The organism is Allobosea sp. WAO, from assembly GCF_001509835.1.
Taxonomy (GTDB): domain Bacteria; phylum Pseudomonadota; class Alphaproteobacteria; order Rhizobiales; family Beijerinckiaceae; genus Allobosea.
The window spans coordinates 189,747-208,022 of sequence record NZ_JXTJ01000006.1; the positions used below are offsets into that span (position 1 = coordinate 189,747).

19 protein-coding genes are annotated in these 18,276 nt (G+C 68.3%); 10 read left to right on the forward strand and 9 right to left on the reverse strand.

The genetic code is table 11. The features are described 5' to 3' along the window. The first annotated feature begins 171 nt into the window (after window positions 1–171). Entirely contained in the window at window positions 172–2,250 is a 2,079-nt protein-coding gene (locus tag DK26_RS09945; protein ID WP_066471275.1) for an elongation factor G, read from the forward strand. 211 nt (window positions 2,251–2,461) lie between these two features. Beyond that, entirely contained in the window at window positions 2,462–4,177 is a 1,716-nt protein-coding gene (locus DK26_RS09950) for an AMP-binding protein (RefSeq protein ID WP_066472574.1), read from the forward strand. Window positions 4,178–4,256: 79 nt separating this feature from the next. On the opposite strand, the gene DK26_RS09955 is transcribed toward DK26_RS09950, so the two are convergent. From DK26_RS09955 to dapF, 3 genes are all read right to left on the reverse strand, one after another. Continuing rightward, a complete protein-coding gene (locus tag DK26_RS09955) occupies window positions 4,257–4,829 on the reverse strand; it encodes a hypothetical protein (RefSeq protein ID WP_066471277.1) in 573 nt (190 codons plus the stop codon). Between the two features lie 82 nt (window positions 4,830–4,911). Further along, window positions 4,912–6,183, reverse strand: coding sequence for a tRNA (N(6)-L-threonylcarbamoyladenosine(37)-C(2))-methylthiotransferase MtaB (gene mtaB / locus DK26_RS09960; protein ID WP_066471279.1), 1,272 nt, complete (start codon window positions 6,181–6,183; stop codon window positions 4,912–4,914). Between the two features lies 1 nt (window position 6,184). Continuing rightward, the gene (gene dapF / locus DK26_RS09965) at window positions 6,185–7,066 is read right to left on the reverse strand and encodes a diaminopimelate epimerase (RefSeq protein WP_066471281.1); all 882 of its coding nucleotides are present in this window, start codon (window positions 7,064–7,066) and stop codon (window positions 6,185–6,187) included. A gap of 458 nt (window positions 7,067–7,524) precedes the next feature. Here dapF and DK26_RS09970 point away from each other — a divergent pair, with 458 nt between their 5' ends. After that, window positions 7,525–8,103 (forward strand): GyrI-like domain-containing protein, encoded by a 579-nt coding sequence (locus DK26_RS09970; RefSeq protein ID WP_066471284.1) that lies wholly within the window; start codon window positions 7,525–7,527, stop codon window positions 8,101–8,103. 111 nt (window positions 8,104–8,214) lie between these two features. Here DK26_RS09970 and DK26_RS09975 read toward each other — a convergent pair whose 3' ends face one another. The 3 genes from DK26_RS09975 to DK26_RS09985 form a co-directional block, all read right to left on the reverse strand. Then, on the reverse strand, window positions 8,215–9,273 hold the full coding sequence (locus DK26_RS09975) for an MBL fold metallo-hydrolase (RefSeq protein WP_066471286.1): 1,059 nt from the start codon (window positions 9,271–9,273) through the stop codon (window positions 8,215–8,217). A 74-nt stretch (window positions 9,274–9,347) separates the two neighbouring features. Next, window positions 9,348–9,947 (reverse strand): class I SAM-dependent methyltransferase, encoded by a 600-nt coding sequence (locus DK26_RS09980; RefSeq protein ID WP_066471289.1) that lies wholly within the window; start codon window positions 9,945–9,947, stop codon window positions 9,348–9,350. Between the two features lie 10 nt (window positions 9,948–9,957). Further along, complete coding sequence (locus DK26_RS09985; protein ID WP_066471291.1) at window positions 9,958–10,578, reverse strand: LysE family translocator; 621 nt, start codon at window positions 10,576–10,578, stop codon at window positions 9,958–9,960. 219 nt (window positions 10,579–10,797) lie between these two features. Between DK26_RS09985 and DK26_RS29335 the strand changes: the two genes are divergently transcribed. After that, window positions 10,798–11,241, forward strand: a complete 444-nt coding sequence (locus DK26_RS29335) for a mannan-binding protein (protein ID WP_066471293.1) — start codon at window positions 10,798–10,800, stop codon at window positions 11,239–11,241. A 9-nt stretch (window positions 11,242–11,250) separates the two neighbouring features. Here the strand turns inward: DK26_RS29335 and DK26_RS09995 are convergent, their stop codons facing one another. Further along, entirely contained in the window at window positions 11,251–11,838 is a 588-nt protein-coding gene (locus DK26_RS09995; RefSeq protein WP_184231652.1) for a CAP domain-containing protein, read from the reverse strand. A 99-nt stretch (window positions 11,839–11,937) separates the two neighbouring features. After that, on the reverse strand, window positions 11,938–12,351 hold the full coding sequence (locus tag DK26_RS10000) for a hypothetical protein (protein WP_066471298.1): 414 nt from the start codon (window positions 12,349–12,351) through the stop codon (window positions 11,938–11,940). Window positions 12,352–12,657: 306 nt separating this feature from the next. Here DK26_RS10000 and ffh point away from each other — a divergent pair, with 306 nt between their 5' ends. The 6 genes from ffh to trmD all read left to right on the forward strand — a co-directional run bounded on the left by ffh (window position 12,658) and on the right by trmD (window position 17,746). Further along, window positions 12,658–14,235: a signal recognition particle protein gene (gene ffh, locus DK26_RS10005; protein ID WP_066471300.1), complete on the forward strand. Its 1,578-nt coding sequence runs from the start codon at window positions 12,658–12,660 to the stop codon at window positions 14,233–14,235. A gap of 180 nt (window positions 14,236–14,415) precedes the next feature. After that, on the forward strand, window positions 14,416–14,766 hold the full coding sequence (gene rpsP / locus DK26_RS10010; RefSeq protein WP_066471303.1) for a 30S ribosomal protein S16: 351 nt from the start codon (window positions 14,416–14,418) through the stop codon (window positions 14,764–14,766). Between the two features lie 150 nt (window positions 14,767–14,916). Further along, complete coding sequence (rimM, locus tag DK26_RS10015; RefSeq protein ID WP_066471305.1) at window positions 14,917–15,444, forward strand: ribosome maturation factor RimM; 528 nt, start codon at window positions 14,917–14,919, stop codon at window positions 15,442–15,444. After that, a complete protein-coding gene (locus DK26_RS10020; protein WP_066471308.1) occupies window positions 15,434–16,105 on the forward strand; it encodes a beta-phosphoglucomutase family hydrolase in 672 nt (223 codons plus the stop codon). The genes rimM and DK26_RS10020 overlap by 11 nt, the downstream gene beginning before the upstream one ends. 229 nt (window positions 16,106–16,334) lie before the next feature. Further along, window positions 16,335–16,979, forward strand: coding sequence for a type B chloramphenicol O-acetyltransferase (catB, locus tag DK26_RS10025; protein WP_066472578.1), 645 nt, complete (start codon window positions 16,335–16,337; stop codon window positions 16,977–16,979). A 77-nt stretch (window positions 16,980–17,056) separates the two neighbouring features. Next, window positions 17,057–17,746, forward strand: a complete 690-nt coding sequence (gene trmD, locus DK26_RS10030) for a tRNA (guanosine(37)-N1)-methyltransferase TrmD (protein ID WP_066471311.1) — start codon at window positions 17,057–17,059, stop codon at window positions 17,744–17,746. Between the two features lie 83 nt (window positions 17,747–17,829). Here trmD and DK26_RS10035 read toward each other — a convergent pair whose 3' ends face one another. Further along, complete coding sequence (locus DK26_RS10035) at window positions 17,830–18,213, reverse strand: ACT domain-containing protein (RefSeq protein ID WP_066471312.1); 384 nt, start codon at window positions 18,211–18,213, stop codon at window positions 17,830–17,832. Between the last annotated feature and the right edge of the window lie 63 nt (window positions 18,214–18,276).

The window sequence follows — 18,276 nt, forward strand, 5'->3', positions numbered from 1 at the left end:
GCGCGAACCTTTGGCCTGACATCCCTCTTCGACGGCCGCCCGACCCTGTCGGGCCCGAGCGACCGCCGCCTCGCCGGCGTGGGCGCTTTTCGTTCCCGCCGGTCTTCCGCCGCCGGGAGCGAGGCCTTCAGCCTTGGCGTCTCCGCGCGGCCAGAACCGAAGGAGGACGACATGGCAACGACTTCCGCCAATGGAGGAACGACATCCGGGGTCAGAGGCAGGGGGCCGCGATGCATCGCGATCGTGGGTCCCTTCCAGAGCGGCAAGACCAGCCTGTTCGAGAGCATATTGGAACGCTGCGGCGCCGTTTCGCGCGCCGGCTCGGTCAAGACCCGCAACAGTGTCGGGGATGCCTCGGCGGAGGCCCGCGCCCACCAGATGAGCACCGAGCCGAATGTCGCCACCGTCAGTTTCCTCGGCGAGCGCTTCACCTTCATCGACTGCCCCGGCTCGGTCGAGTTCCTGCACGAGATGCGCCATGTCCTGATGGCGGTCGATGCTGCAGTCGTGGTCTGCGAGGCCGATGACCGCAAGGCGCCGGCGCTGGAGCTGGTGCTGCGCGAGCTCGAGGAAGCCGACATTCCGCGCTTCCTCTTCCTCAACAAGATCGACACCGCGACGCGCCGGGTCCGCGAGACCCTGGCCTTGCTGCAGCGCGCTTCGCGCACGCCGCTCCTGCTGCGGCAGATCCCGATCTGGCGCAACGGCATCGCGGTCGGCTTCATCGACCTCGCCCTCGAGCGCGCCTTCGTCTACCGCGAGCATGCGCCGAGCGAAGTGGTGCCGCTCGCGGCCGAAGAGGTCGACCGGGAGCGGGACGCCCGCTTCTCGATGCTCGAAAAGCTCGCCGATTACGACGATACCCTGATGGAGGACCTGCTCGGCGACATCGAGCCGCCGCGCGATCTGATCTTCGACGATCTCGCCCGCGAGCTCAGGGAGCGCCATGTCGTGCCCGTGCTGATCGGTGCGGCCGAGCGCGGCAATGGCGTGACGCGCCTGCTCAAGGCGCTGCGCCATGAGGCGCCGGGCCTGGAGGCGACGCGCGGCCGGATCGGCGTCGTCGACAGCGGCGCGCCGCTCGGGCTGGTGATGAAGACCTGGCATTCCGGCCAGGGCGGCAAGCTCTCGCTCGCGAGAGTGCTGCGCGGACGGCTTTCCGAAGGCGACACCGTCACCTCCTCGGCCGGCATCGAGGCCCGGATCGGCGGCGTGCTCGAGCTGAAGGGTGCGGAGCAGCAGCGCCAGCCGGTCGCCGAGGAGGGCGAGGTCGCGGCGTTCTCGCGGCTCGAAGGCGTGCGCACCGGCGATGCGATCGCCGCCGGCAAGGTCAGGCCGGACGCGATCAGCGCAGTCGTGCCGCCCGAGCCGGTGCATGCGCTGGCGGTGACCGTGAAGGAGCGCAAGGACGATGTCCGGCTGGCGGCGGCGCTGGCCCGACTGATCGAGGAGGATACCGGGCTCAGCCTGCAGCATCTCTCCGAGTTCAGCGAGATGCGCCTGTCGGGCCAGGGCGAGATGCATCTGCGTGTCGCGCTGGAGCGACTCTCCGGCCGCTATGGCGTCGCGGTCGAGAGTGCGGCGACCGAGATCGGCTACCGCGAGAGCATTCGCGGCAAGGCGAGCGCGCGCGGCCGGCACCGCAAGCAGAGCGGTGGCCATGGCCAGTTCGGCGATGTCGTGCTCGAGATCGCGCCGCTGCCGCGCGGCGAGGGCATCCGCTTCGTGGACAAGATCACCGGCGGCGTCGTGCCGCGCCAGTACATCTCCTCGGTCGAAGCCGGCGTACGCGATTTCTGCCAGCGCGGGCCGCTCGGCTTTCCGCTGGTCGACATCGAGGTGACGCTGACCGACGGCTCCTATCATACGGTCGATTCCTCGGACATGGCCTTCCGGCAGGCGGCGCGGATCGCGATGAGCGAGGCCTGCCCGCAGGCGAAGCCGGTGTTGCTCGAGCCGATTCTCGCGGTCGAGATCGTGATTCCCTCGGATGCGATGTCGCGGGCCTCGGCGCTGGTCTCGGCGCGGCGCGGCCAGATTCTCGGCTATGACGCGCGGCCGGGCTGGCGCGGCTGGGACCAGATCAATGCCCAGGTGCCCGAGGCGGAGATGGGTGGGCTGATCGTCGAGCTACGCTCGGCGACCTCCGGTGTCGGCTCGTTCAGCGCTCGCTTCGACCACCTCTCCGAACTCGCCGGCAAGCCGGCGGACGCTGTGGTGGCCGCGCAGGCCATGGCGCAGGCGCGATAACCGGGTTGCGACGCATAACGTTCATATATAAACTTTTTTGTGCGGAGACGCGGCGGGTGCTTGCACCCGCCGCGAGCATTTCGCACTGTAGTACAAGCCATGCGATGAGACGGCTTTCCCCCGGTGACGTGTCGGGTTGGACCGGCCGCAGACAGCTCCCCAAGCCCGGCAACAGGGCGCGGAGCGCTAAGGGAGGACGACGATGAACGCGATGACCGCCGCGGACACCACTCCGGACCCGCGGCCCTGGCTGGCGCATTATCCTGCGGCCGTGCCGGCGGAGATCGATCCGGCCGCGCCCGGGACCTTGGCTGAACTGATCCGCTCGGCCTGCGAGCTTTATGCGCAGCGCAATGCCTTCGAGAGCTTCGGCAAGAACCTGACCTATGCCGAGACCGGCCGTGCGGCGCGGGCCTTCTGCGCCTGGTTGCAGGCGCAGGGCTTCAAGAAGGGCGACCGCATCGCCCTGATGATGCCGAACATCCTGGCCTATCCGGCAACGATCTTCGGCGCGCTGCTTGGCGGCTACACCGTCGTCAACGTCAACCCGCTCTACACGGCGCGCGAGTTGACGCATCAGCTGACCGATTCAGGCGCCCGCGCGCTGGTGGTGATCGAGAACTTCGCCCATGTCGTCGAGGAGGCGCGGCCGAACCTGAAGCTCGACGCCATCGTCATCGCGACGGCCGGCGACCTGATGGGCTTCAAGGGCAGCATCGTCAATTTCGTCGCCCGCAAGGTCAAGAAGGTGGTGAAGCCCTTCAACCTGCCGGGCTCGTTCCAGCTCAAGGCGATCCTGGCCGGCCCCGCCACGATGGCGCCGGTCACGGTGGTGCCGGACGATATCGCCTTCCTGCAATATACCGGCGGCACCACCGGCGTCGCCAAGGGCGCGATGCTGACGCACCGCAATGTCGCCGCCAATGTCGAGCAGGCGCGGCTCTGGTTGGGCTGGGCGGTCGAGCCGCCGCTCGGGCGCAGCGATTACCAGCACGCCATGGTCACGGCGCTGCCGCTCTACCACATCTTTGCGCTGACCTGCTGCTGCATGTTCATGCTGCGGATCGGCGCCAAGGGGCTGCTGATCGCCAATCCGCGTGACATCGCCGGCTTCGTCAAGACGCTGAAGTCGACCCGGTTCACGCTCTTCTCCGGCGTCAACACGCTCTACAACGCGCTAGGCAATCATCCCGACATCGGACAGGTCGATTTCTCGGAACTGCGCTTCTCGGTCGCCGGCGGCATGGCGACCCAGGCGATCGTCGCCAAGCGCTGGCGCGAGGTGACCGGCAAGCCGATCATCGAGGGTTATGGTCTCTCCGAGACGTCGCCGATGGCCTCGGTCAATCGTCCCGACATCAACGAGTTCTCCGGCACGATCGGCTTCCCGCTGCCCTCGACCGACATCGCGATCCGCGATGCCGACGGCAACGAGACGCCGCTGGGCGAGCCGGGCGAGATCTGCATTCGCGGCCCGCAGGTGATGGCCGGCTACTGGAAACGGCCGGACGAGACCGCCAAGGTGATGACGACGGACGGCTATTTCCGTTCGGGCGACATCGGCATCATGTTGCCGGACGGGCAGGTCAAGATCGTCGACCGGATGAAGGACATGATCCTCGTCTCCGGCTTCAACGTCTATCCCAACGAGGTCGAGGACGTGCTCGCCGCCCATCCCGGCGTGCTCGAGGCGGCAGTGATCGGCCTGCCGGACGAGCATTCCGGCGAGGCCGTCGCCGCCTTCGTGGTGAAGAAGGATCCGGCGTTGACGGCCGATGCCTTGCGCAGCTTCTGCAAGGACAGCCTGACCGGCTACAAGGTGCCCAGGCAGATCATCTTCCGCGACGCCCTGCCGAAGACCAATGTCGGCAAGGTGCTGCGCCGCGCCTTGCGCGAAGAGGTCGCTGCGAACGCGGCCAAGCGCTGAAGCGGGCCAAGTGCTGCAGCGAGCCAAGCGTTGAATCGACAAGAGGCGGGGCGCAGGCTCGCTCGCGCAGACGCGCCGCTTATTCGGGGGCGTGGATCGTCGCCCGCAGCGCCTTGAGCTGTGCCAGCGAGGAGGCGAGGCCGGCCTTGTCGGTGACGCAGATCAGCGCCGTGCGGCCCTTTGACGTCTCCAGGGTCGAGGTGAACATCCGCACATTCTCGGCATTGGGGCCGGCTTTCGGCGTCACGATGAGTTCGATGCCGCTGAAGCCCTGATGCTCGAAGAGCTTGAGGTCCGAGACCGTGCCGATCGTCTCGAACATGTCGCGGTAGAGCTTCTGCCATTCCGGCTTGGCCATCTGGGCATTGATGGTCTCGCGGTTGAGCTGGGCGTTCTGGGCGGCGGGCTTGAAGCCGAGCGTGCAGAGCCGGCCATCGGCGTTGACTGCCTTCGGCGTGCCCGTGCTCGAATCGATGTCGATGGTGACGTCGAACTGCGGATGCGGCTTGCCGGCCTTGCCGATGAAGGGCTTCGGGGGCGACACCGAGAGGCCAGAGGCCGGGTCGCCATAGGACTGGGCGCTGGCCACGGTGCAGCCGAGGGCGAAGGGCAGGGCGGCGAGGAAGGCGGTCTTGCGGAAGCGGTGGATCATGGCGTGAGGCTTAGGTCCAGATTGCGACATGGGCGAGACGTCTGCGCGTACGCCGCTGCATGAAGGGGAAGCGGGCGGCGCGTCAAGCTGCGAGCAGCGCCTTGTCGCCGCAGGATTGTGCCGTAACCGGTAGAATCTGCCCCGCGGCGACGCTGTGCCCGAAGCGAACGAGGGTAAAATCCTCGGCCCGGCCGCTGTCGCCGCGCTCGGTCAGGACCGCGAGCTTGCGGCCTACCCGGGCCTGGAGGTGACGCTGGTGGGCGGCCTGCGCGGCGTCGCGCAGGCGCGAGGCACGCTCCCGCACGATCTCGCCGGGAAGCTGCGGCATGCGCGCCGCCGGCGTTCCCGGCCGGGCCGAGAACGGGAAGCCGTGGACATAGGACAGGCCGCATTCCTCGATCAGGGCGAGCGTTCGGGCGAACATCGCCTCGTCCTCGGTCGGAAAGCCGGCGATCAGGTCGGCGCCGAAGACGATCTCCGGCCGCAGGGCGCGCAGCTCGGCGCAGAACCGTATGGCGTCGGCCCGGCCGTGGCGGCGCTTCATGCGCTTCAGGATGAGATCGTCGCCGGATTGCAGCGAAAGATGCAGATGCGGCATCAGTCGCGGCTCGCTGGCGATCAGGTCGCGCAGTTCGTCATCGATCTCGACGGCGTCGAGCGAGGAAAGGCGCAGGCGCGGCAGATCGGGCAGCGCCGCGAGTAGCGCCTGGACGAGTCTGCCGAGCGAGGGAGCCTCCGGCCGTTCGCGGCCATAGCTTGTCAGATCGACGCCGGTCAGCACGATCTCGCGGGCGCCTTCGGCGACGAGCGCACGGCCCTGCGCCACGACGTCCTCGATGGCGGCCGAGCGGGCGTTGCCGCGGCCGAGCGGGATGACGCAGAAGGTGCAGCGGTGATCGCAGCCGTTCTGGACCTGCAGGAAGCCGCGGGTGTGATTGGCGAGGGCGCGCGTGCGCTGCGGCGCGGCGCCCCGCGCCAGCATGATGTCACCGACCAGCAGCTTGTCTGAAGGCGCGCGATCGGTGCCGCGCAGGCTGTTGGAGGCCGCGAGCCGGCGCCAGTTCTCCGGCTCCAGCTTCTCGGCATTGCCGAGTACCGCAGCGACTTCCGGCATGGCCGCGAAGCGGTCGGGCTCGATCTGCGCCGCGCAGCCTGAGACGATCACCGGCCGCTCGGGCCGTTCGCGCGCCAGCCGGCGGATCGCCTGGCTGGCCTGGCGGACCGCCTCGGCGGTGACGGCGCAGCTGTTGACGATGGCGATGTCGCGCAAGCCGGCCGCCTCAGCCTGCGCCTGCATCGCCTCGCTCTCGACGAGGTTGAGGCGGCAGCCGAAGGTGAGGGTCTCGACCGGCATCTCAGGCGGCGGCGAAGAGCGCCGGCTCCAGCACGCCTTCGCGTTCCAGCTCGACCGGGCCGGTCATCAGGACATGGCCGTCGCTCTCGCGCCATTCGATCACGAGATCGCCGCCAGGCAGGCTGACGGTGGCCTTGCGGTCGCTGAGCTCGCGCCGGACGGCGGCGACCAGCGCCGCACAGGCGCCGGAGCCGCAGGCGCGGGTGATGCCGGCGCCGCGTTCCCAGACGCGAAGCACGATATGGTCGGGCGCCTTGACCGCTGCGAGGCCGATATTGGCGCGGTCGGGGAAGATCGGATGGTTCTCGAGCAACGGGCCGATCTGCTCGAGATTGAAGCGATAGGGGTCGTCGACGAAGAAGACGGCGTGCGGGTTGCCCATGCTGACGGCGCCCGGCGTGTGCAGGACGGGTGCATCGATCGGGCCGATCTGCAATTCGAAGCCGCTGGTATCGTGGAAGGGCTCGGCGAGCGGGATCTCGTCCCAGGCAAGGCGCGGCTTGCCCATGTCGACGGTGAAGACGAGGTCCGTGACGCGCGTCGAAGGCAGCAGGCCGCCCTTGGTTTCCAGCATGAGCGTCCTTTTCGCGGGATCGCCCATCTCAGGGGCCGCCATCATCGCCCAGGCGACGCAGCGCGTGCCGTTGCCGCAGGCACCGGCTTCGGAGCCGTCTGTGTTGTAGATGCGGACGAAGGCGTCGGTTCCGGGCGTTCTCGGATCATGCAGGACCATCAACTGGTCGAAATGCATCCCGGGCGCCGCGGCGATGGCACGCGCCTCCGCCTCGGATACGATAGACTTGGTGCCGCGCAGGTCGAGCACGGTGATCTCGTTGCCGAGGCCGTTCATCCTGAGGAACCGGCGATGCGCGAGAGCGTTCATATCGTCACATGTCCATGATGATGCGGCTCTATGACCGAGACGCCGAAAAAACGCCACCCTGTGAGGCTCTTGTCTGCGCATGCGAACAGCGTAGCTTGCGGCGCAACGACGCGATTCGGTCGTGTCAGGTCGGGACTATCGGGATGCGACACTCCAACCTGTACATGATCGCCCTGGCGGCCGGCCTTGCGGTTCCCGTAGCCGCGCCGGCCCAGAGCAGGGTCGCACCCCCGGCAAGCGTCGAAAGCACGCCATTGGCCCCGCCGCCCGGAGCGGTCGCGCCGGCGCAAAGCGCGCCGTCTACTCCGGCGCAGCAAGGCCAGGCTCAGCCTGGCCAGGGCCAGACATCGCCGACTCAGGTCGAGCCCCAGCCAGTCCAGCCACCGCCGACCCTGCCCGCTCCCGCCGCGCCCCAGCCGGTCCAACCCGCTCCGCCGGCGCCAGCCGAGCCGCAGCCGGTGCAGCCGCCGCCGACCTTGCCCAATCCGCTGCCGGCGCCGCCGGCGCAGCAGCAGACCGGCGCACCCAATCCCAATGCGACGCTGGCCGGCAAGCCGGGCGACCCGTCCGATGTCGACGAGGTCGCGCTCACCGCCCGGCCGGTGCTGACCCTGCCGGGACAATCGAGCTGGGACCAAGGGTTCCAGCGCCTCGCCGAGAGCATCAACCTTTTGCGTGCGGAGGCGACGAAGGCCGGGCTGAAGATCGCCGGGCGGCCGCTCGCCCTGTTCGTCGAGACCGACGACAACGGCTTCAAGTTCGAGGCGATGCTGCCGGTCGACCGTGCGCCGGATGCGGCCGCGTCGGGCGCGCTGGCGAATGGCGTGCGGGCCGGCCTGTCGCCGTCGGGGCGTTCGCTGCGCTTCGTCCATACCGCCCCCTATGACGACATCGACTCGACCTATGAGACGATCACCGCCTATCTCGAGGCCAAGAACATCGTCGTGAAGGACGCCTTCCTCGAGGAGTATGTCGGCGAGCTCAAGGATCCCGGCGACCCAAATCTCGAGATCAACGTCTACGTCCAGCCGAAGTAGCGCATGGCCTTGCCGACATGGTCGGGCCTGTCCCGACCATGGTGTCTTCGTTTCACGCGGTGTTCGAGAGATGGGTGCTCGCCACAAGGGCGAGCATGGCGGGGCGGTGGCCTACGCTTCCCAGACCAGCCCGGGCTGCATCGCCTGGAAACGCTCGGGCGGCAGTCCGGCCTTGTCCAGTGCGACGGTCAGGGCTTCGGCCGGGCGGCTGACGCCCTCGTCGGTGAGCTGGAACGTGCCCCAGTGATGGCCGAGCGCCTGCTCCGCGCGCAGGAAGCGCATCACCTCGACCGCCTCTTCCGGGTTCATGTGGTTGTCGCCCATGAACCAGCGCGGCTCGTAGGCGCCGATCGGCAGTAGCGCGAGGCGGAAGGGCCCGTGCTTTTCCCCGAGCTCGCGATAGAGCGAGCCGTCATGGAAGCCGGTATCGCCGATATGGAAGAGCTTGCCGGCCGGTGTCTCGATCACGAACGAGCACCAGAGCGCCATGCGCCGGTCGAAGGCACCGCGCGCCGACCAGTGATAGCTCGGCACCAAGGTCACGGCGACCTTGTCGGACAGTGTCAGGCGTGTGCCCCAGTCGTGAGCCTCGGCCTGGATCGCGGCGTCACGCGCCTTGACGATGCTGTCATTGCCGAGCGGCATGATCATGCGCGGCCGGTCGCGCTGGTGCAGCCGCGCCAGCGTGTCGACATCGAGATGGTCGTAATGGTTGTGGGTCACCAGCACGACGTCGATCTTCGGCAGGTTGGCGAAGGCGACGCCGGGGGCATTCACCCGCTTGGGCCCGAAGAAGGAGAAGGGGCTCGCGCGCTCCGAATAGACGGGGTCGACCAGGATGTTGAGGCCGGACGCCTGGAGCAGGAAGGAGGCGTGGCCGAGATGGGCGAGGCGCAGGCCTTCGACGCTGGCCGGCGGCACATCCTGCGGCGGCGCCGGGAAATGTGCCGGAAACGCCTCCCGCTGCCGATTGCCGGTCTGCCAGCGCAGAAAGTCGAGCAACCCCTTCTTCACCGGGCGCCCGTCGCTGAAGGTCAGCCCGTTGAAATGGTCGCTGACCGGCCCCTGGTAATAGGGATTGCGCGAGCGGGCATAGGAGGCCCAGGCGACACCGCCGGAGGCGAAAAGCGCGGGGATTCCGAGGAAGCGGAGAAATTTGCGGCGGTTCATGACAGCCGATGTGGGCGGCGATCGGATGGTTTCAAGTCGCCGGCCTGGCGGGAAAGCAGCGGAAGCACCTGCGTTCAAGCGTTTTTGATCGCGAAGGCGTGTAGCCAGCGGGTCGGCTCGCCGTCATAGCCGCCGCCGGATTCCGCCGCGATGTCGAGGCTGCGCCAGGCGCCAGCGCCATAGGCTTCGCGCAGCCATTCCGCCGAGGGGTAGTTGTAGTAGCGCCCGAAACGATCCCGCCCTTCCGCATCGCCGGCCTTGAAGCTGGCGTAGAAGGCGCCGCCCGGCCGCAAGGCGGCGTGGACCTTGGCGACGATGGCGGGGAGGGCGGCGCGCGGCACGTGCAACAGGCAGGCATTGGCCCAGATGCCGTCATAGGCCGCGCTGGCGGCGAGGTCCTCGAAGAGCAGGACCGCTACTGGCCGACCGAGCCGGAGCGCGGCCTGCGCCGCGAGTTCCGGCGAGCCGTCGGTCGGTGTCACGTCGAAGCCGCGCGCCAGCAGCGCCGCGCTGTCCTGTCCGCCCCCGCAGCCGAGTTCGAGCACTTGTCCGCCGGCCGGAAGCAGGCGGGCGAAGCGCTCGATGCGAGCGCGGTCGGCTTCGCGCTCGCGCCCGGCATAGGTCTCGGCTTCCTCGGCGTAGAAGCCGAGCGTTGCGCTGTCGCGGGCGGGCATAGTGGTGGCCTCAGTGGCTGCTGGAGCGCATCGCGACCGTGGCGGCCCCGACCAGCAGGGTACCGCCGGCCTTGTTGAACAGGCCGATGGCGCGCGGATTGCTCACCACCGAGCGGGCGCGCGAGGCGATCAGCGCGTAGCCTAGCGCATTGGCGAAGGCGAGGCCGATGAAAGTCGCCTCGAAGATCAGCATCTGCGTCCAGAAGTCGGCCTTCGGATCGAGGAACTGTGGCAGGAAGGCGACGAAGAAGGTGATGCCCTTCGGGTTCAGCGCCGTCACCAGCCAGGCATGGCCGAGCATCTTCCAGGCCGAGGTCGCATCCTTGCGCGGCTCGGCGTTGAGGCTGCCGCCGGCACGGAAGAGCTTGATGCCGAGATAGATGAGATAGGCGGCGCCGATCCATTTCAGGGCGGTGAAGATCGTCGCCGAGGTCGCGAGCAGGGCGCCGACGCCGAGCATGGAGAGGGTCATCGCCGTGAAGTCGCCCAGCGCCACGCCGACAGCCATCGGGAAGGCGGTGCGCCAGCCCTGGCCGAGCGCATAGGAGATCACCAGAAGGATGGTCGGGCCGGGGATGACGAGCAGCACGGCGGTTGCGGCGGCGAAGGCGGCCCAGGTTTCGAAGGTCATGGAAAGATGCTCCGGTTAAGGACCAGAGCCATCACCAGCCGGGGCGGTTTGTAAAGAGGGTGGTTCGGCCGGATTCCCGCGCCGTCCTCATGACGAAAGCGAAAAGTCGAGGCATTGCGGGAACCGCTCGTTGGGCCTGTGGCGCAGGCGGGCGCCGACCCTGTGGACTGATCTTCTTCCCTTGCGTCAGATGCTGCCTGTCTTCCAACAAGGCCGCCTATGCCAAAACTGCTCTCGCGCATCCTTCTCGCCGTGATGCTGTGCTTCGCCAGCTCCGTCGCCCAGGCGGAATGGCGCCGGGCGGGGCCGGTCTGGAATGCGGACGATGCGCGCGGCAAGTGCCCGCGCGTCTGCGGCCGCGATGGCTGGGACGGCAATTGGCGCCAGACCGGCCCGGGCTTCGAGGCGATCTGCAATTGCGGCAGCCGCTGGAGCGGGGGCGGCTACGGTTATGGCTCGGGCGACCGCGGCGTCGATCAGCGCCGCGGCGGCTGGGACAGGCCGCGCGGGGCGCGCACGGTGCAGGTCGATGCCGGGCCGATCTGGCACAATGGCGATGCGCAGAACAAATGCCCCGGCGTCTGCAACCGAGTCGGTCGCTGGAACGGCAACTGGCAGACGATCGGACCGGGGCGTTCGGTCTGCGGCTGCGTCACGCGCTAGCCGCTGGGCTCAGAGCGACGGCCCCCAGCGGAAGGTCGTGGTGCCGCGGCCGCTGGCCGGCACGAGCGGCCCGGCGGAGAGTTCCTGGCGCTTTTCCGGCTCGGCGGCGAGCACGATCGTCCACCAGGCGCCGTAACGGGTCTGCGGATTCTTCGCGAGGGCGATGCCCATGCGCGTCGCCTGCGGCATGACGAGATTGGCGGCGTGGCCGGAGGATTTCTTCCAGCCCTCGAAGGCTTCCTGCGTCGAGAAATAGCCGGCGCCGAGGTTCTCGGCCGCCCGCACCGTGTCCAGCCCGGCCGCATGGACGCGCGCGTTGAAGGTGCCGGCGGCGTCATGCGAGAGGCTGTCGTTCGCCGCCATCGCATCGGCCTGGCGCTGGGCCATGGTGGTCAGGCTCGGGTCGAGTCGAACCGCGCCGAGGCCCCGCTCGGCGCGATGGGCGTTGAGGATGCGGACCGCTTCGGCCGAATCGAGCCTGACGGCGGCGAGGCGTTCCTGCCGCTTTGCATTCGGTGCGGTGGTCTCGCGCTGCTGCGTCGCGCAACCGGCCAGCAGCAGGGCGGTCAGAAGGGCTGCGCCCGAACGTGTCATCATGCTCATCGATCTTTGTCCGTCCCGCCGCATGCGGTCAGCGGGACGGCCTAATGCCGGATTCGGGCGAGAATGTCGCTGCCCTCAAGAATGTCGCGACGCTCAGCCGCGTCCGCCGTCGATGACGCGGCAGAGCGCGGCGCGCGTATAGGCTTCCGGCGCGACCTGGCCCTGCTGGACGACGAAGGCGGCATCGACGCGGGTGCCGCCGCCACTCTTGCGGGCGGTGATGCGCAAGGTCTGCGGGCGGCCCGAGCCGGAGGTCTCCTGCACGGCGAGCACCGAGCTCGTGGCCTTGTCGATGCGGATATCGGCGAAGCCCTCGGCCGAGACGGCGGCGGCGAGGTCCTTGAGCACTGCCGCCGGGGCGCGCTTGGCGATGCTGTCCCAGGTCTTGTAGGTCAGGCCGGTCAGCATCGGCGTGCCGACCACGGAGAAATTGCCCTCGCAGGACTGGGCCTGCGCCTGGGCGAGGCCGAGCGCCAGCATTGTCGCGGTGGTAGCCAAGAGCTTCATGTCGTCTCCGTCGTGGGGTTAGGGCGGGGATGGCTTTCGGGGGGCAGAAAAGCCGCCGGGCGAGGTGCGCTCGCCGGCAGCCGCTGCGCTATTGTGGGCTTTAGCTTGACTTTCGCCGCAATCTTCCGCTTTAACGCGCCATCCGTTTCGCCGCATCGACGAGACTTCATCCGCCGACCGGGCCGCTCATAGAGCTTCCATGAGCCCGGAGGTCAACGCCCGACAGCGCGTCTGCGCCCTCGGGCGCGAAACCGCTTGGGGGCTGAGCCTGGTCGGGCCGGCATTTGAGGCAGTAAGCAGGAACGCATGTTCGGCACGCTGAGCGACAGACTCTCCGGCATCCTCTCGGGCCTGACCCGCAGGGGGGCGCTGACCGAGGACGACGTCAACGCCGCGCTGCGCGAGGTCCGCCGCGCGCTGCTGGAGGCCGACGTCGCGCTAGAGGTCGTCCGCTCCTTCACCGACAAGGTCAGGGAGCGCGCCGTCGGCGCCGAGGTCCTGAAGTCGGTCACACCCGGCCAGCAGGTCATCAAGATCGTCAACGACGTCCTGATCGACACGCTCGGCGGCGAGGGCGAGGGCATCACCTTCGACGCCGTGCCGCCGGTGCCGATCCTGATGGTCGGCCTGCAGGGTTCGGGCAAGACCACCTCCACGGCGAAGATCGCCAAGCGCCTGACCGACCGCAACAAGAAGCGCGTCCTGATGGCCTCGCTCGATACGCGGCGCCCGGCCGCGATGGAGCAGCTCGCCGTTCTCGGCAAGCAGGTCGGCGTCGAGACGCTGCCGATCATCGCCGGCCAGTCCGCCGTGCAGATCGCAAGGCGCGCCGTCGAGGCTGCGAAGCTCGGCGGCTATGATGTCGTCATGCTCGACACTGCCGGCCGCGTCACGCTCGACGAGGCGCTGATGGCCGAGGTCGCCGAGGTCAAGGCGGCGACCAATCCTCATGAGGTCCTGCTCGTCGCCGACGCGCTGACCGGCCAGGACGCGGTCAACACCGCCCGCGCCTTCGACGGCCGCGTCGGCCTGACCGGTATCGTGCTGACCCGCATGGACGGCGACGGCCGCGGCGGTGCCGCGCTCTCGATGCGCGCCGTCACCGGCAAGCCGATCAAGCTCGTCGGCACCGGCGAGAAGACCGATGCGCTCGAGGATTTCCATCCCTCGCGCGTCGCCAACCGCATCCTCGGCATGGGCGACATTGTCGGCCTGGTCGAGAAGGCCGCCGCCACCGTCGACGCCGACAAGGCGCAGGAGCTCGCGCAGCGCCTCGCCAAGGGCAATTTCGATCTCGGCGACCTGCGCTCGCAGCTCCAGCAGATGGAGAAGATGGGCGGTCTCGGCGGGCTGATGGGCATGATGCCCGGCATGGCGCAGATGAAGAGCCAGCTCGCCAACGCCAAGATGGACGACAAGGTCATCGGCCGGCAGATCGCGATCATCAACTCGATGACGCCGGCCGAGCGCAAGAATCCCGACCTGCTGAAGAACAGCCGCAAGAAGCGCATCGCCGCCGGCTCCGGCACCACGCCGGAGGCGATCAACAAGCTGCTCAAGATGCACCGTCAGATGGCGGACATGATGAAGCAGATGGCCCGCCAGAAGGGCGGTATGCTCGGCAAACTCGGCCAGATGTTCGGGCTCGGCGGCGGCATGGGCGGTTTGCCAGCCGGCATGCCCGATCCTTCGAAGATGGACCCGGCGCAGCTCGCCGAACTCCAGAAGCAGCTCGGTGCAGGCGGGGGACTTCCCTCTCTGCCTCCGGGTGGCTTTCCGGGCCTGCCCAAGGGCGTCACCCCGCCCGCCGGGATGATGCCGAAACTGCCGGGCCTTGGCGGAGGTCTGCCCGGTCTCGGCAATCCGTTCGGGAAGAAGAAGTGAGAGGTTCACCTGCCTGCGCTCAGGGCGTCATGGTCGGCCTTGTATCGACCATCCACGTCTTTGCTGGCCGCGTGTGGTGTTCAAGACGTGGATGCTCGGGACAAACCCGAGCATGACGGAGAGACGCCGGCCTCATGGCCGGTCAAATGAAGCAAGAAGCAAGACTGAAGGAAGAAGACCATGTCCCTGAAGATCCGCCTGACCCGTGGCGGCGCCAAGAAGCGCCCCTATTACCGCATCGTCGTCGCCGACGCCCGCTCGCCGCGCGATGGTCGCTTCATCGAGAAGATCGGCGCCTATGATCCGATGAAGGCGAAGGATTCGCCGGAGCGCGTCGTGCTCGACGTCGAGAAGGCCCAGGCCTGGCTCGCCAAGGGCGCCCAGCCGACCGACCGCGTCCTGCGCTTCCTCGACGCCGCCGGCATCGCCAAGCGCCCGGCGCGCAGCAACCCGAAGAAGGCCGAGCCGGGCGAGAAGGCCAAGGAGCGCGCCGCCGCCAAGGCCGAGAAGGCCGGCGCTTCGGCCGAGTGATGCCGATCGCGGCCTGCGATGCCGGTCGTCATGGTCGGGCTCGTCCCGACCATCCACGGCTTCGCCAGCCTCATGCGGTGTTCAAGACGTGGATGCTCGCCACTAGGGCGAGCATGACGGGGAGTTTGTCCTTGCGTGGTGGTGTGCGCCGTGGCTGCTGACGTCTCCCTCGTCCTGCTCGGCATCGTCGGCGCGCCGCACGGCGTGCGCGGCGAGGTCCGGATCAAGACCTTCACCGGCGATCCGCTGGCGCTGGCCGGATACGGCCCCTTGAGCGACGAGCAGGGGCGGCGCTTCGAGATCGCCGCCATCCGCCCAGCCAAGGAAGTGGTCGTCGCCCAGATCAAGGGCGTGACCAGCCGCGAGGGCGCCGAAACCCTGAACGGCGTCAAGCTCTTCGTCGAGCGCTCGCGCCTGCCCGAGCCCGAGGACGAGGACGAGTTCCTGCAGACCGATCTCGTCGGCTGCTCGGTTATCGGCCCCGATGGAGCCATTCTCGGGACCATCGCCGCCGTCGCCAACTACGGCGCCGGCGACCTGCTCGACATCGAGACGCCTGACGGCCGCTCGGTGCTGATGCCCTTCACCAAGGCCTTCGCGCCGCGCATCGACATCGCCGGAAGGCGGATCGAGACGCTGCCGCCGGCCGGCCTGTTCGAGGACGACGATGCTGCGTAACATGCCGGCCAAGGCCCTGATCTTCGACATGGACGGCACCATCGTCGACAATATGCGCTTCCATGACGATGCCTGGGAGCAGTGGTACGGTGGCCGTGGCCTGCCCTTCGAACGTGCGACCTTCTCGGCGCAGACCGCGGGCATGGCGATCTCCGATATCATCGGCCCGCATTTCCCCGGCGCCGATGCGGCCGAGCTCGACCGGCTCGCCGAGGAGAAGGAGAGCCTTTACCGCGAGACCTACCGGCCGCATGTCGCGCCGCTGCCGGGTCTCGTCGAGCTTCTCGACCGAGCCCGTAGCCGCAGCGTGCCGATGGCGGTGGGGACTGCCGCTGCCCCAGCCAATATCTCGCTCATCCTCGACACCCTCACGCTGCGCGAGCGCTTCGCGACCATCGTTTCGCCGAGCCAGGGCTATCCCGGCAAGCCGCACCCGGACATGTTCCTCGCGGCTGCCGAGCGCATGGGCGTCGACCCCGCCGACTGCCTCGTCTTCGAGGATGCGCCGAACGGCGTCGAGGCGGCGCGGCGCGCCGGCATGCGCGCGGTCGCGCTCCTGACGATGCTGGACGCCGAAGCCTTCACCGGCTTCGACAACGTCATCGCCAGCGTGCCGGATTTCAACGCGCTGGACGGGTTGCCGGCGCTGCAGTTCATCTGAGATGCCGGGCCGGGTCGCCTCCGGTCCCGCCGATTTGCGCCGCCGCTGTCGCCGCGGCTATGCTCGGGCATCATGAAGCAGGCGCACTGTACCAGCTGCATCGCGTCCCCGCGCCTCTGAGCCAGGGGACGAAGACCGGAGGGCGACGGCCATGCCGCGCGCCCACTTTTCCCATGTCTTCCAGCCGGTGGCGCCACGCGAGCGCGCGCGGCTTTGCGAGCAGAAACTCATGACCAATTACTTCGAAAGCCCGTTCAAGGGCATTCCGCTGGCTGAGCAGGTACGCCATCCCAACATCGTCGTCGGGCGCTACAGCTATTATTCCGGTTACTATCACGGCCACAGCTTCGACGATTGCGCCCGCTACCTGCTCCCGAACGAAGGCGCCGACCGGTTGATCGTCGGCAGCTTCTGTTCGATCGGTTCGGGCGCCGCCTTCATCATGGCCGGCAATCAGGGCCACCGGAACGAGTGGGCGAGCACCTTCCCGTTCCACTACGTGCCTGACCAGCCGCATTTCGCCGCCGCGCGCGACGGCTATCTCCCGGCGGGCGATACTGCGATCGGCAACGATGTCTGGATCGGCTCCGAGGCGATCATCATGCCGGGCATCACGATCGGCCATGGCGCGGTGATCGGGACGCGGGCGCTGGTCACCCGCGATGTCGAGCCCTATGCCATCGTAGGCGGCAATCCGGCGAAGCTGATCCGCAAGCGCTTCGACGAGGCCAGGATTGCGATGCTGCTCGACATGGCGTGGTGGGACTGGAGCGACGGGCATCTGCGCGATGCCATGCCGCTGCTGACCAGCGTCGACATCGAGGGGCTACATGCCCATTGGCGCGAGCGCATCCGGCAGGAGGGGGCGGCATAGCGCGCCTCCGTGTCTGGCATGAAGCGATGGCTGCGCCGCGCTGATGACGCGGCCATCGTTTCGTGCCAGCAGAGGGCATGACCTTTCATGCCTCGATCCTGACGCTCTACCCCGACATGTTCCCGGGCCCGCTTGGCGCCTCGCTGGCCGGCGAAGGCCTGCGCAGCGGGCTCTGGTCGCTCGACACCCACCAAATCCGTGACCACGGCATCGGCCGGCATCGCAATGTCGACGACAACCCGGCCGGGGGCGGCGCCGGCATGGTACTGCGCTGCGACGTGCTGGCGTCGGCGATCGATGCAGCCGTTCCCGCTGACGACCCGAGGCCGCGCCTGCTGATGTCGCCGCGCGGGCGCAGGCTCGACCAGCGCATGGTCCGCGATTTCGTGGCGGGCGAGGGCGTCGTCATCGTCTGCGGGCGCTTCGAGGGGGTCGACGAGCGCGTCATCGAGGGGCGCGGCCTGACTGAAGTGTCGATCGGCGACTACATCCTCTCTGGCGGCGAGATGGCGGCGATGGTTCTGCTCGATGCCTGCGTCCGGCTGATCCCCGGCGTGATGGGCAAGCAGGCTTCCGGGCAGGAGGAGAGCTTCGAGAACGGGCTGCTCGAATACCCGCACTATACCCGCCCGCGCGAATGGGAGGGCAGGGGCCTGCCGGAGGCGCTGCTGTCGGGCGACCATGCCCGCATCGCGCGCTGGCGGCGTGAGCAGGCGGAGAAGATCACGCGCGAGCGGCGGCCGGATCTGCTTGGCGACCGCTCCTGAAGGGCCGCAGGCGCCGCTCCGGCTCTCGGCGTTGCGATCGATCGCCCCGCGCGCTTGGTGAGAATTGTTCCGCCGTCGACTGGTCAGGCCAGCCTGTGTCCAGCCTCGACCAGCAACGCGCACGCCTTCTCGAAATCGACGGCCTTCACCAAGAGATGATCGCCATCGAAGGTCGAGACCACGAAGATGCCGATGCCGTTGGTCGACAACGGCCTGATCACCGACAGGACGATGCCGGTTTCGCCGAAGGCGAACGGCCCCTGCAGCTTGAGACAGGACCAGCCGCCATCCATGCGCACATCGTGCGGGATACGGTCCTGCGGGCAGACGATGGACAGTTCGTCATCGCTGCGGCTGATGCTGACGAAGCCGCCGCCATCGGCCCAGGCTGGAATCGGATCCGACGGACCCAGCCGTGCTACGCCGTAGGCGCCGGCTAGTGCTTTGAGCGAGATGCTGGACGCCATTTGCGACGTGACCTTTCCTGATGAGATTGTACTCGGAGAGCCATTGCGCCGGTTGCAAAGCGA